This is a genomic window from Caulifigura coniformis, from assembly GCF_007745175.1.
In the GTDB taxonomy this organism is placed as follows: domain Bacteria; phylum Planctomycetota; class Planctomycetia; order Planctomycetales; family Planctomycetaceae; genus Caulifigura; species Caulifigura coniformis.
This window is the reverse complement of record NZ_CP036271.1, coordinates 981,857-994,903: the sequence shown is the minus strand read 5'-3', so window position 1 is coordinate 994,903 and position 13,047 is coordinate 981,857. Positions and strand designations below refer to the sequence as shown.

Genomic DNA, 13,047 nt, shown 5'->3' with positions numbered 1-13,047 from the left:
CTATCGGACTAAAGCAATTCGGTCATCCGTTCGCTGGAACGTTCCGGAGCGGATCGCGCCGTGCAATGTCTCCTCGATTCGTTCACGAATCTTCCGCCCGGTTCGGCCGAAACCGAGCTGTCGGGCAGCCAGCCGCATCAGATCATCTTCAGGAGTGGCCCCGGCGCCACGAACGATCTCAGCAAGAACAGTGCGAATCTGTTCGGATGACACTTCATCGATACTGCCGAACGATCGTGACGCCTGTTGCTTCTGCTCGACGATTCGCGGCTGCAAATCAAGATCGGGCGAGGCCTCCTCTGCCGACGCTGATGCAACCTCCGGAAGTGGCCATTCCTCCACGACCGACGCCTTTTCGTAGGCCTTCAGAATCTTCTCAATCTGGCGTTCTGGCTGCCGCACCCAGTCCGTCGACCAAACACGCACGATCTGCCAGCCCAGTTGCTCCAGGACAGATTGCCGGATTCGGTCACGATCTCGAGCAGTGTGCGACGAATGGTAAGTCGCTCCATCGCACTCAATGCCGAGACAAAAGCGTCCGGGCCACTTGGGATGCTTAAGTGCGAGATCGATCCGAAATCCGCCGCACCCGACCTGGGGCACTGGCTCCAGACCGCGCGCAATCAGTGCCGTCGCGACCTCTTGTTCAAAGGGCGATTCGGACTGACCATTGGTGAGCGTTGCTTGATTGGCCATCGAGTCAACTCCGCGTTCCGCATACTCCAGGTAGGCCTTCAGGAGGTGAGCACCAAGGCTCATGGATGGAGTCAGATCCATGTCAGCCGCACGTACCGATGCCACAAACGTGAGTTGTTCTCGGGCACGGGTGACGGCGACATTTAGTCGCCTTTGGCCGCCCTTCCTGGAAAGCGGTCCAAAGTTCTTGCTGAACTTCCCGGCCTCATTTCTGGCAAACCCCATCGACAGCAGGATGACGTCCCGTTCATCTCCCTGAACGTTCTCCAGATTCTTGATGAACAAGGGTTCGGAGAGCCCTGCTGAGAGCAGAGAATCGATCTCGGGGTCCTTCTTGCGCCGCTCGAATAGGATGTCCTCGATCGCTCGCTGCTGGCTGCGATTGAATGCGATCACTCCCAACGAGGCATGCCGAGAGCTCCGATGGTGAGCGATGATCAGGTCGGCAATGCGCTCCGCCTCAGGGATGTTTTTCTGGTCGAGCCATTTGCCATCCGGAACGAGGTCTAGCGTGACCGCGTCGTGACTGGCGTCGCGAACACTTGGGAACGTAACGAGTTCGCCTTCGTAAAAATGGCGATTCGAGAAAGTAATGAGCGGTTCGCGCCGACTACGGTAGTGCCACCGTAGTCGTTTCCCAGGCATGTTGATGCTCTTGCAAACGCTCAAGATGCTTCCAAAGTCGCCGATCTCGTCCCCTTCCTCGTTCTCGTCGTCCGTTTCTCCTTCCGAACGGCTAAAGAAATCGGTCGGCGGAAGTTGTTGCTCGTCCCCCGCGACGATCAATTGAGAGCCTCGGTAAATCGCTCCGATCGCATCCCATGGAAACACTTGAGATGCCTCATCGAAGATGACCAAGTCAAAGCGAATGGTCTCACTTTGCAGAAAGGTACTGACCGACAGGGGGCTCATCATGATGCACGGCTTCAGCCGCTGAAGAACCCCTGGAATCTCGGCAAACAACCTGCGTAGCGGCAAGTGACGTCGCTTCTTCTGGATTTCCTTCTGAAGAATCCCCAATTCCGAAGTAACGGGGATGTTCCAACCTGGCCGCGGACGATCAGAGCGTCCCAGTTGGTATTGCCGAATCTGGGTTGCAGCTGCCCGCACTTCCCATTCGTCGAGTTCACGGAAGCGCTTTCTCAAACGGTCATGAGCTTCGAGATCGAAGTCTCGCAGCAGTGGATCATTCTCGGCAAGGTGATCGAACACCTGTCGGTAGAATCGTGCGGTGACGACGTCGACCGCCTCTTCGGGCGAGAAACTCCCACGAATCAACTCCGATACGACCTCGCCGAAGCCTGCTGCAATCATCTCTTGCTGCCACCGCGAAAACTTCAACCACTCATCGAGGGCTGGCGCACTCTCAATGAGCGACTGCAGTCGTTCGGCGAGTTCGCCGACCGGTGTCTCGAAAGGGACGAAGCCGACGGAGACGCTGGCCTTCACATCAAAAAGTGAACGCAAGAACTTCCACGCCGCCGCAAACTCCGGACTTCCCGCGACTCGAATCTTTTCGCTGGCGATCGACACTTCATTCCGCACCTGTGGGTCGGTCGCAACCGATTTGCAAATCGGCGTGACGGTTGCTGCTGCCAACCAGTCCGCGGCGTCGAATCCACCAGCCTCAAGTTCGTCCGGACGGGTAGCCTGCAGGGTCGTCAGAATCTCGTCGGCCTCGATTCTCCGGAAACGTGCAGCGCGGATGTCCCCAACGATTAGGGAATGCTGATGGAGATCCTCAACGGCAACGTCGGTATTCTCTCGGATAAGTCTCTCCAGCGGAGTGAGACGGCCGAGGCGCTCGTCGAGGCCGCTGCCAATCCCTCGAACCCTCGCCAAGAGTGATTCCAGCGTCTGGCGCTGAGTCTCCTCTGAGGTAGCCTCCGTCGTAGAAAGATTCACGACCTCCAGGGCTTGCTGTAGCGCTTGAATAAATCGCTGGTGTGTCTCCTCAAGGCGATCTGCCGTCTCATGAATCGTTGTCGGATCGATCTCAGCCTGGCCACAAAAGGATTCGATGACAGGATCTGGCGACTTGACCAGCGGGCGAACCTTTTCGGCGAGTTCAACGCCGCTCCGAATGCGTTTCCAAGTCGCATCTTCGGCGCTGTCCCCGGAAGGCATGACTTCCGGATTCAAATCGGCACTTGCGGCTAATTGGTCTTTGAGACTCGCGTGCTCCTTTGCCAACTCCAGAGTTGAGAGCCAGGAATTGAGATCCGGCTCCGGAGAAAACTGGTGTCGCGTCGCCGCGAATCCCTCCAGCACGGTCTCAGCATCCTCCAGCTGCCTTTCGATCTTCGCGAGGACCACTTCCAGTTCATCCGCTTGGTTCAGCGTGTGCTGAAGTGGAGTTCCCTGGAGCAGGCACTCGATTTGAGCGACATCTGCTTGAAGCGACTCCAGACTGCGATTCGCGCTCGCCGCATCACAGGCAATCGACGCTTTCGGCAACGCGGTCGCGATCTCTGGAACAGTGCTTGCTAACAACTCGACCGCGGTGACACCGTGACCGATTTTCGTCCACGCCGTTACGTCCTCAGCCGAGTGGCTGCTTGGCAACGAGTCTGACAATTCGGAGGCTGCCTCCCGGCAGTCATTGACTCGTGCGTGGTGCTTCCTCAGATCGCTGAGATCTCCCAAGAGTTGCTTCGCACTGGGGACACCGTTTTTGTACAGCTCTGACACTTCCTTCTGAAATGCTCCGAATCCGCCGGTCCATCGACGGACAATCGATCCGTACTGGGCTCCCCGAACCGCCAGGTCAGCAGCACTCGACTTGAACGCCCGATGTGACATCCTTTCCTGCAATCGTTCTCGAATCTCTGCGGCTTCGGCCAGATCGCCGATCGCCGATTCACTGGCGTGTTTGAGACGGGCTCGTACGGTCGCATCGTTCCAAGCCCCATGGATCGGTGCCGCCGACAGTACGGATGGGGTGGCTTCGAGCAGCGCCTTGAGTCGCGACAGATTGAGTGGCACAGGCGTTGAAACGCCGACGCTGCCGAGCAAGGCCGTTGTCGCGGGCTGAATGCGCCGCAGCATTCCTGTAGCGGAAGCGAGGATTGTCTTAAGCTGAATCAGCGAAGCGTGGTCGATGCCGGGGCAGTGGGGCGAGACCTGCTTCCATGCGCCCCGCAGTGAGTCCAGATCCAGCGAAGAACGGCCAAGCAGGCCCAGTTGATCCGTAGTGACTGAAGTCGAGGCCGCCTGAATCTGTTTGAGACGTCCGACCTTTGAGAGCGAATCCTCAACCAAACGGCGAATGGCGGGCACTCTGTCTGCGTCGAACCAGGCCGGCCGCATCGGCAGGCTGTCCGCGATGATGCGCGCAAGCTTCGCGAACTTCGGAATCGAGCCGATCGGGAGTGCGGCACGCAACGGCAGCGTCAGTCTCTGAATGAGAGTCGTCAGCGAGGAATTGGAATCGATCGACGCCGACTCCAACTCCGCGATTGTTGACCGAATCGCTGCGAGGGCGTCCCGCTGGGCCCTGAGCGTTGAAGGAACCGGCGATTTTATACGTTCCAATGAAGCCAATGCGACCGGCTGAGACAGCCATTCTGCGGCCTCTATTGGAAAGTGGTCAGCGACATCGGTGACATAACTCTCGAGTCTGCCCAGCTGGTCAAGGATCGTGCCATCGGCCTCGATCCGCTGAAGTACCGCGCCGGAAATGCGCTGCGGATTCAGAAACCAGCTCTGCGGGACCTCGGGGATCGACAAAGTCTCCTTCAACAGTTTGGACAGTTCTCCCATGCGTCCAGGAGACACGGGGAATGGGAGGAGTCCTGCCGTTGAAAGACGACGAGTCGATTCATCGATCAATCGGAAAGCCCGAATGAGCGTCGAGAGGTGATATTGCAGATCGTCCGTGAGCGACAGCGTTCTTGCAGTCAGCAAGCAGCCACGCCAAGGGTGGGCATCGTGATTTTCGAGGACCTCCGTGACATCCTTGGCCTGCCCCAGAAGATCCAGCCACCGACTCATCGTTGACGGATCGACGGTCGAAACGGCGGGAAGATTGCAGCGAGTCTTTGTACTCAATCCTTGTCGATTGAGGTGACTAACTCGCCCAAACAACTCGAACGCCGATAATCCGAGAGGTTCTCTGGCGCGGTGAATCGAACGAACGTAATCATTCAGTGCGCGGCGCCGATCATGGGCCTCCTTGAGTTTGGGCCTGGCGTCGTTGTAGACCTCAGTCGGCAGATCGAGGCACCACTTCAACTCGTCGAGGATGGCTTTTCGATTCGCCTTGCTGGAATGACACTCAAGGCAGAACTCTCCCAGCCCAGCGTCATCAAGTCGGCGCTTGACGACCTCAAGCGCCGAGACCTTTTCGCTGACAAATAGGACTTTGCGCCCTTCTGCCAGCGCATCGGCGATGATGTTGGCGATCGTCTGACTTTTTCCGGTGCCGGGTGGACCGTCGAGGACGAAACTCACGCCTCTCCGTGCGGCAACAACGGCCTCCAATTGGCTCGAATCGCAGTCGAGAATGGCCTTGATTTCGCCTGGCGCAATTTCGTCATCCAGGCGGCGAGCCTCCGGCAGTCCGTCCGCGGCTCCAAACACTTGTCCCGGTCCGATTGCCGTGTCGCCGCCGATTGAGCGACAGAGAAGGTGCGACAACACGGCGGGCCCGTGATCACCGAGGTCTTGCCACATCGCAACTTTCGGAAATGCGAAGCGGCCGAGGACGCAGCGATCAACCACCTCCCAGCGATCGTTGCCAGCAATGGCCTGCCGAATTGAAGCGAGATAGTCCAGCCTTGATCCGTCGGCCTCCAATTGGTCGATGTCCGGCAGCGGCGGCAACGTCAATTTGAAATCCTGCCTCAATCGCTCGCGGAGGCAGCGGTTCTCGATGGCGTCGTCTTCCGCTTCGAAGATCTCCCAGGGCGCATCTGCAGTTCGCCGGGAAAGCGAGACCGGAACGAGCATCAGCGGTGAGAAGATCGGCTCTTCACTGTCGATGCTCTCAAACCACTTCAAGAATCCAAACACCATGTAGAGGCAATGTACGCCTTGCTCGGAGAGCGACAGCGCCGCGTATCCGTTCAGAGTTCGGAGCCGTCGGTCGAGTGTCTTGTCCGAAAAGTCGGCAATAAGGTCCGTCTCTTGGAGGCGATCGGATGCCAGGCATTCCGACAGCGGGGGATCCCACTCCTTCTCCTTTGGCTTCTTGGTCTCGGCCCCACTCGCCGGATTGCTCCCTTCAGCCGCCATCGACGACGTGGCGCTCCAGTCCGCTGGAGGAGGAACGAGATCGCGACGCCAGGGAAGCCGCATCGAGACGCTCCCGGCTTCGGAATCGGTCACCAACTCCTGCCAGACCGTTTCGCACGACGGATGGACGATCTCGACGACACCTCGCGACTTGTCAAAGGAGCACTTGATCAGTGCATTCCGATTGCCCAAATCCAGCAGTCGCCGACGCCAGCCCTCAATCTGGCCCCGGAGCTTTTCCTCGATCGAATGGATTGGCAATCCATTATTGCCTGACGTAGCCGAGGCTGACGGCGCATCCACAGAACCAACCGCCGTGCAGCCGTTGTCCTGCGGCTCCGATGCCAGGGATTCATTAATTGACTGCATCGGCCCCTGCCCCGCAATTTTTAACGTCGTCAAAGAACTGATCGCCCGATTAGGACCTCAGCGTATCGTGTCGCGGGACGCAACGTGACTGTTCAGCTGCAGGAATCCTGACGAGATTCACCTGCAGAGGATTTCGGGTGACCGGGGACGACCGGAAAGACGTTCAGCGCGTGTCCTCCCGACTGGTGTGAAAATTCTGATGCGAGTATTGCCTCAAAAATCCCGGGGGTTGGGGCAGAGCCCCATCGATAAGCCTCGATTCGGCGCTAGCCCGGTCGAGCATCGCCGTCTGCATGAAATGAGTTGAGCCGAGTTGGACTGAGAAGTGTCACCAGACGCCCGGTCGCCATCAGCATCTCAAAGGCATCATCGGCCGAGAGTGGCTCTGAATAGTACGGCTGCCAAACACGGATCGTGTGCGCAATGAGTTCCGCCGTCACCCAGTCCGGAGCTCCCGCCGGAACGGGCGACGGGCGATGATCGGCAGGTCGACGATCGGAACCCATGGGAACACACGAGAGACAACAGGAAAGCGCATTGGCCCAGAAACGGGGCACAACGTCGGCACTCCGTTACGAGAACAGGTCGTCGAGATCGTCACGATCGATCTCGGGACGACGCTCCTGCTCGGGTGGCTTCGGACTCGGCGGACGCCGCTCCGGAATTCCGAAGTACGTGGCACGTTCGGCTGTCCACGGCCGGAGGTACTGGCAATCCACCGGACGCGACACAAACGCCGGAACGTCGGCTGGTGGCCACAGCAGTTCATCGAACAGAACTTCGCCGTCGAGCGCGTCGCCAAACACGCCCACTTCGGGGACGAAGAACACGCCCGTCAGTCCGTTTCGCCGATTGCAGGGCGGGAAGTCCATGAACTGGCCGGGTAGCACGGCGCGACGGATCGCGTTCTGACGTGACACCGTCCGCGACGTCCCATCCTTGGAACTCGTGCGGCTGGTGCTGATCTGTTCGATCTCCTGGTCACCGATGAGCTGCGAAGCCCACTCGGCGCTGGCAGCGCTTTCAACGCGGCCGATGAACTTGTGTCCCAGCTGACCGAGAAAGTCTTCGCTGACGTGCTGGCCGTACAACTGGCTGTCGCGGAGGCCCTCGATGGACTGAAACGACACCGCCAGGCAGCCCCCCTTGGAACGGCCCTTCTTGGCGAACGACACGAGTCCATCCAGCTTTCCGGCTTCCGACAGTTCGTCGAGGAAGAACCAGTTCCGTCGAGTCCAGGATTCGGGCTGACTGAGGGTGATGTCCGTCGCCCGCTTGAACATCGCCCGGTTCAGCGTCCGGATCGGAGTCTTTGAGATCTCGGAATTGCCCAGCACCCAGATACTGCCGGTCTGGCTCCATTCCGTCAGCGACACGCGCCGCTTGGCATGCTCCCACGCCGCCGCCACGGGACCGAACGCCATGAACTTGGTGGCGACCGTGCTGAGGATGTTCGCGGCCAGCTTCGCGTCGCGAAGGTAGAGAGCCACGATCTCGCGGGTTTCGGGATGCTTGCGAAGGACGGCCTTCAGCAATCGTCGGGACTGCAGAACACGCAGCAGGTCGGCCAGCGTCCATTCGACACCGCTCAGCAGGAAGCTCAGCATGACGCCCAGCACGAGGTGGCGCGTGGCATCCGAGAAGAACGGCTGCGATTCGGGAAGCTGCGGAACGAGCGTAAAGGCCAGCTCGACGGCAGTCTGCGGCTCACGAATATCGGCCTGCAGATCCCAGGCACATCCCCGCTCATCGAACGGGTGCATGATCATCAAGTCAGCATGAGGCGCAATCGATTTCAGGATCGGCACGAAGTCTTGCTTGTCGTCGTTCACCACGGCGCGAAGGTCGTCGTCCAAACCGACTCGATGCAGCGCCGATTGCATCGTGAGGCGAAGCAATGTGGTCTTCCCGCTTCCGGTTGTCCCGGAATAGAGGAAGTGGTTGGGAGCGACATCGTCCGGCAATTCGAGGGAGCCGAAGCGCAACGGGGGCCTGGGAGACTTCATGAGTCAGCCTTTCAAAGGAATCAGCGGGGTCAGGATCGACTGCGGGCGCTGCGGGAAGACGGTCCGTCGACGAGTGCCGCCGCACGACGCCGGGCATCGTGGCCGGTGAGAACGTGACGTCCGCGGAGCGGCGGATCGGCCGAGCGGGGACGATCCCGCATGAACTCAATCCACAGGAGTGAGAAGACATAGAACAGCGCGAACGGCGCGACGATCTTGTAGATCCAGGGGAGCGCCCAGAGCAGGACGAACAATCGCATGAGTCCCCATGTCACGCCGGGAATGATCCCGATGAACTTGACCATCCCCCACGTCATCACGGCTGCAAAGCCGAGCGCGAGGAGACAGTAGAATCCGTACAGAACGAGCGTTCCGATCCCGCCGTAGAAGCCGGAGAGCTGCGCCGCGATGTCGGCCCAATCATGTGACGGGCGAGGTGAACGCCCGGTGGGCGAGGATGGACTGCGGTGCGGCCTGGTCATTGGACTACCTCGGTTCGTGACTGTGTTCGTGTGTGAGTTCTGGGCCCTGAGAAGGACGCCGAGCGTGGTCGTGGGCCATCGTCTTCGCTCGGGGTTTCTCGATCGCCGCAACGAGGTCTTTGAGGTCTTCACCGGCGTGCGACTTGTCGACGAAGATCTGCGTCGACTTCTTGGCCCGCGTGAGCTGCACGTAGGCCAGCGGCTGGTCCGTCATGGGCCCGCCCATAAGCACGAGCGAATTCTTGACTGTCTGCGATTGCCCCTTATGCGTCGTCGAGGCATAGCCCAAGGAGACCGCGTCGCCGAACTTCCGGACCGGGATCGTGACGATGTTCGTCGGCGTCTTTCCGCCGAACGGATTCGCAGGCATCCGATCCAGGCGAACTTTGATTTCGCTGCGAATCGGATCGACAGAGATCACGGTGGCCTTATGGCCATTTTCGATGCCGCCATACATGCGATTGGGCTTATGGAACATCACGCGGTCGCCGCGGAAGTACCGCTCGTGGCCGTTCTTCACGAAGACGAGGTGCGGCGTTCGCGCGGCCTTCAGACGCTGCTCCTGACAGAGGCGATTGATCTCCGCGGCTTCCTTCTTCGTCTGAACATAGACGGCGATGTCTTCGGGACGGCGAGCGCCCCCCTCCTTCGTCCAGGTCTCGACCAGCTTCTCAATCGTGTCCCGACGATCCTCGCCCACCGTCACCCGGCCGCGGTCGGCGTAGTTCTTGATGGCTTCGGCTGCGTTGCCTTCGCGAACCGCCTGGACGGCCGCCTTATCCTGAATGTCCAACTGGCGGCGATTGACGGTCAGATGAGAATTCGGCGTCGTCTCGACCAGTCCCCGCATCGGCATCCCGGCCAGGATCGGCTGCAGCTGCTTGTTGTCGCCGACCAGGATCAGCGTGGCGCCCGCCTTCTCGACATGCTGGACCAACCGCTGCATCGAGCGCGTATCGAGCATCGAGGCCTCGTCGAGGACGAGCACCGTCTTGGCATCGAGCGAGACACTCTCCTTCTTCCAGGTTGATTTGCCGGTGGCCGCTCTCCAGATCTGGCGGAACTCGTGCTTGGCCCGCTCCTTGAGACGCTCCTCGGGCGTCTTGTCGAGGTGATACAGATACGACTCGACCGTGCGGGCCGACATGCCGGTCTTCTCGGCCAGTTCCTCTTTGGCCACGCCGGACAGAGCGCCTCCGATCACTCGGTATCCGGCAAGTTCGAAGCCGTCTTTGACGGTATCGAGCGTCGTGCTCTTCCCCGCCCCCGCCACGCCCGTCATCGTGCGGATGGCACTGTCGCTGGTCAGCAACCGGCGAACGGCCGCGGCCTGTTCCTCATCGAGATGGGAACTCTGCTTGAGCGTCTTGGCGACGACCTTGTCGGAGACCTGGGCTCCGGTGCGGTTCTTCAGCGCATCGACCTGCTGGAGCAATTTCTCTTCGAGGTCCCACATCTCCTTCGTGGTGAACTGCTTGTCGGCCCCCTGATCCTGCAGCGGAACGATCTCGGGCGAGTACCGCAGGTCGTGCCGCACCCGGTCGGCAATGTCGATGCCGCACAGGTGGCCCGTCTGCAACTTCTCGCAGACTTTCTGGATCACCAACCGCTCCGTGAAGTGAGCCTCGCCGTGCGTCAGTTCCTTCAGCGACTCCGCCCACGCCTGGGCGTAGAGATCGGACTGCGGAACTTCCCGGGCCTGCCCGACGAGCTGCGCCGCCTTCTCCGGCGTGAACCCGTGCTGAGCCGCCTCCTTCTGCCACCGCTCGTGCAGCTGCTCGCGCGGGACGGCCAGGTCTTTGGCCTTGCGCGTGGTCAGCGTGGCGTTCGACCGGGCCTTGGCCGAACTCTGGCCGATCGGCGTTCCCTGGCCCTCAATGGCTTCGACGATCTCCGCGCGGCGCGACGACCACTGCTTCGTCAGTGACTCGGGAACACCCGCGATCTCGAACCAGCCCGCCGCTTTGCCCCCGCGTTCCTCGCCGTTGGCCGCGACCAGTTCCAGTCCGAGGTCATCCCGCAGGTTCTTGGCCAGGTTGGCCCGGAACATCGGTCCCAGCGTGCGGACCCAATTGTGCAGGGTCTTCGAATCGAGCGTCCCGAATGTCCCGTCTTCGCGCTGACAGACGTTGCAGAACACGACATGCCGGTGGAGCAACGGTTCCCCGTTGCGGTTCTGGACGTGATCGAAACTGGCGAGGACCAGCTTGGCCAGCTCACGACGCCAGCCTCCTTGCCCACGACGCGTGAGGTGGACTTCCCGTTCGAGCCATTCGAGCGTCGCCTTCACGGCAAGGTCGAACGCCTGCTCGATCTCCCGTCGAAGCAACTGATTGGAAACCGCCCACAGCGCAGAAACACTCTTCGGCGGCAGGAACGTGACGTCGAAACCCGGACGATGAGCGATCGGCGGTGCGATCACCTTGACCGCGTTCGCTCCGTCAGTCGGATTGACGACCGGCGGCGACGAGCGCTTCATCTGGACGAGGGCTTTGTTCTGCCGCGGATGATATCCGGCGAGAACGCGCTGGAAATGTTCTCCGTCGAGCAGACCGGCCAGTCCCAGCGTCTCGGCACCAAGGCCGGACCACTGCCCCGGAGACTCTCCACCTTCGTTGAGGTAGTTGAAGCTGATATTCTTCAGGTAGTAGTCAGCCCCTGACACCGGCTCGACGGTTGTCATGGCGTCCCCTCCTCGCTGGTGAGGTAACGCCGGATGACGCTCTTCGCCTCATCGGGTGACAGCCGCTCGTTCGTCAGGATCAGGTAGGCTGTCTTCGCGAGCTTGCGCGCGAGTTCCTGGAGGTCGTCATTGAGTGATGCGACAGCCTGTCGCATTTCGTCGATCTGGTCGGAGAGCAGCGCGACATCGGTCTGCTGCAACTGCGTGACGGCCGCCAGCCGCACCCATTCGCCGCGTGACAACTTGAGCGGCAGACGCAGCGTGTCGATCTGCTGGGCGACTTCGGGAGTGACGCGAAAAGCGATCGTGGGAGAGTCGGTTTTCATGGTCGGTCGTGCAAACAAGACTGCTTGCGGTTCAACGTGATGATGGGACGGAGGTTGCGCAGCGATTTCGCACTCGCCGCTTGCACGCGGGTGCCATGGTGTGTCGGGTTGGTCAAGCAGTTTCTTTTGACCTTGAATCCGAAGGGCTGAGAGCCTTCGGAGTCGTTTGGGAAGCGGGCCGGTTGAGCAACAACGCAGCCCGCCTCGGAGAGTTCAGGGATCAGTCTTCGTGAGGCAGCAGGACGGTGATGACGGGCTCGCCGTTGTCACCGGGGCCACACAAGGCCTTGAGGTGCACGGGTTGCGGGGGACGTTCATCGTTCTGCACCTGCACGATGAACCGGACCAGGCTCTGATTCGGATCCTTCTGAATGAAGTAGCGCAGCATTGTGAGAATGTCCCACAATCGGCCCGATTCATCCTGGTAGGAAACCTCTTCCGGAACGCGAACACACTCGGCCCAGACGCCCGATGTGAGAGCGACCGGATACCGAAACCCTGCTTCCTCGGCCGTGTGGCTGACGTCGATCAAGACGCCGTCCGCGATGGCTTCTTTCCGGGTGTAGGCATGAAGTAGGTCATCCATGGTCGTTCTCTCCTTTCCGCTCCTGCGCGGTTTCGTGTGGCAGTTCGTTGATGTAGTGCTCCGCGATCTCGAACCACTGGACCTCGGACAGGGCCGCCCACAGCAGATCGGAATACAGGCACGCGCCGAGTTCCGGGCTCTGATCGTGGATGGCCGACTTCAGCCGGTTCCCGAGTTCGAGGGTTGCGGCTTTGCCGCGTGAGAAACCGAGTTCCCGGACATGCTGGGAGGCCGGAGCGGCCTCCCAGCAGTCGCGGGCTTCCGCGTTCCAGAACGCGTAACTTCCCGCGTCGTTGTCGAGCCAAAGCGCCGTGGCCCAGGTCTCGTAGTTCGTCCAGCCGTTGTAGGTCGTGTCGTCCATGACGCGCTCTCCCTACTCGCCGCTGTCGTACTGGCCGCGGCTACCCGCGTCCTGCTTCCGCACGAAGTCGAGCGCCATGCGGAGGCCCTCGATGGCCAGGATCACGTCACTCGCGCCGGTCAGCTGGTTCGACTCCTTCCACTCCTGCCCTGCCTGATAGCGGCGGACGAGGCTGGTGTTGAAGAACGTGCGGCCGTTGCCGTCCGTGTTCTCCCAGACGCTGATCCGGATCTGGTGCAACCTCTGTTCAAAGACCGGAGCGGCTTTGTTGCTGTTGTTGGTTTTCATTGGTGTTTCTCCTTT

8 protein-coding genes are annotated in these 13,047 nt (G+C 60.4%); all 8 read right to left on the bottom strand.

Annotation, left to right across the window (positions count from 1 at the left end; translation table 11 throughout):
• The 8 genes from Pan44_RS03960 to Pan44_RS03925 all read right to left on the bottom strand — a co-directional run bounded on the left by Pan44_RS03960 (position 1) and on the right by Pan44_RS03925 (position 13,032).
• Complete coding sequence (locus tag Pan44_RS03960) at positions 1 to 6,300, bottom strand: DUF4011 domain-containing protein (protein ID WP_145027468.1); 6,300 nt, start codon at positions 6,298 to 6,300, stop codon at positions 1 to 3.
• 572 nt (positions 6,301 to 6,872) lie between these two features.
• Positions 6,873 to 8,306, bottom strand: a complete 1,434-nt coding sequence (locus Pan44_RS03955; RefSeq protein ID WP_145027466.1) for a type IV secretion system DNA-binding domain-containing protein — start codon at positions 8,304 to 8,306, stop codon at positions 6,873 to 6,875.
• Between the two features lie 29 nt (positions 8,307 to 8,335).
• Positions 8,336 to 8,788, bottom strand: coding sequence for a hypothetical protein (locus Pan44_RS03950; RefSeq protein ID WP_145027464.1), 453 nt, complete (start codon positions 8,786 to 8,788; stop codon positions 8,336 to 8,338).
• Positions 8,789 to 8,792: 4 nt separating this feature from the next.
• Positions 8,793 to 11,471 (bottom strand): MobF family relaxase, encoded by a 2,679-nt coding sequence (gene mobF, locus Pan44_RS03945; protein WP_145027463.1) that lies wholly within the window; start codon positions 11,469 to 11,471, stop codon positions 8,793 to 8,795.
• Entirely contained in the window at positions 11,468 to 11,797 is a 330-nt protein-coding gene (locus Pan44_RS03940) for a hypothetical protein (protein ID WP_145027461.1), read from the bottom strand. The genes mobF and Pan44_RS03940 overlap by 4 nt, the downstream gene beginning before the upstream one ends.
• 220 nt (positions 11,798 to 12,017) lie before the next feature.
• The gene (locus Pan44_RS03935; protein WP_145027459.1) at positions 12,018 to 12,383 is read right to left on the bottom strand and encodes a DUF6573 family protein; all 366 of its coding nucleotides are present in this window, start codon (positions 12,381 to 12,383) and stop codon (positions 12,018 to 12,020) included.
• The gene (locus Pan44_RS03930) at positions 12,376 to 12,744 is read right to left on the bottom strand and encodes a DUF7249 family protein (RefSeq protein ID WP_145027457.1); all 369 of its coding nucleotides are present in this window, start codon (positions 12,742 to 12,744) and stop codon (positions 12,376 to 12,378) included. Before Pan44_RS03930 ends, Pan44_RS03935 begins: the two co-directional genes overlap by 8 nt.
• Positions 12,745 to 12,756: 12 nt before the next feature.
• Positions 12,757 to 13,032, bottom strand: coding sequence for a hypothetical protein (locus Pan44_RS03925; protein WP_145027455.1), 276 nt, complete (start codon positions 13,030 to 13,032; stop codon positions 12,757 to 12,759).
• Positions 13,033 to 13,047 lie beyond the last annotated feature (15 nt).

Excerpts from the sequence above, each read along its gene's own strand:
- mobF (WP_145027463.1), bottom strand. The coding sequence starts at position 11,471 with ATGACAACCGTCGAGCCGGTGTCAGGGGCTGACTACTACCTGAAGAAT.
- Pan44_RS03935 (WP_145027459.1), bottom strand. The coding sequence starts at position 12,383 with ATGGATGACCTACTTCATGCCTACACCCGGAAAGAAGCCATCGCGGAC.
- Pan44_RS03960 (WP_145027468.1), bottom strand. The coding sequence starts at position 6,300 with ATGCAGTCAATTAATGAATCCCTGGCATCGGAGCCGCAGGACAACGGC.
- Pan44_RS03955 (WP_145027466.1), bottom strand. The coding sequence starts at position 8,306 with ATGAAGTCTCCCAGGCCCCCGTTGCGCTTCGGCTCCCTCGAATTGCCG.
- Pan44_RS03940 (WP_145027461.1), bottom strand. The coding sequence starts at position 11,797 with ATGAAAACCGACTCTCCCACGATCGCTTTTCGCGTCACTCCCGAAGTC.
- Pan44_RS03930 (WP_145027457.1), bottom strand. The coding sequence starts at position 12,744 with ATGGACGACACGACCTACAACGGCTGGACGAACTACGAGACCTGGGCC.
- Pan44_RS03950 (WP_145027464.1), bottom strand. The coding sequence starts at position 8,788 with ATGACCAGGCCGCACCGCAGTCCATCCTCGCCCACCGGGCGTTCACCT.
- Pan44_RS03925 (WP_145027455.1), bottom strand. The coding sequence starts at position 13,032 with ATGAAAACCAACAACAGCAACAAAGCCGCTCCGGTCTTTGAACAGAGG.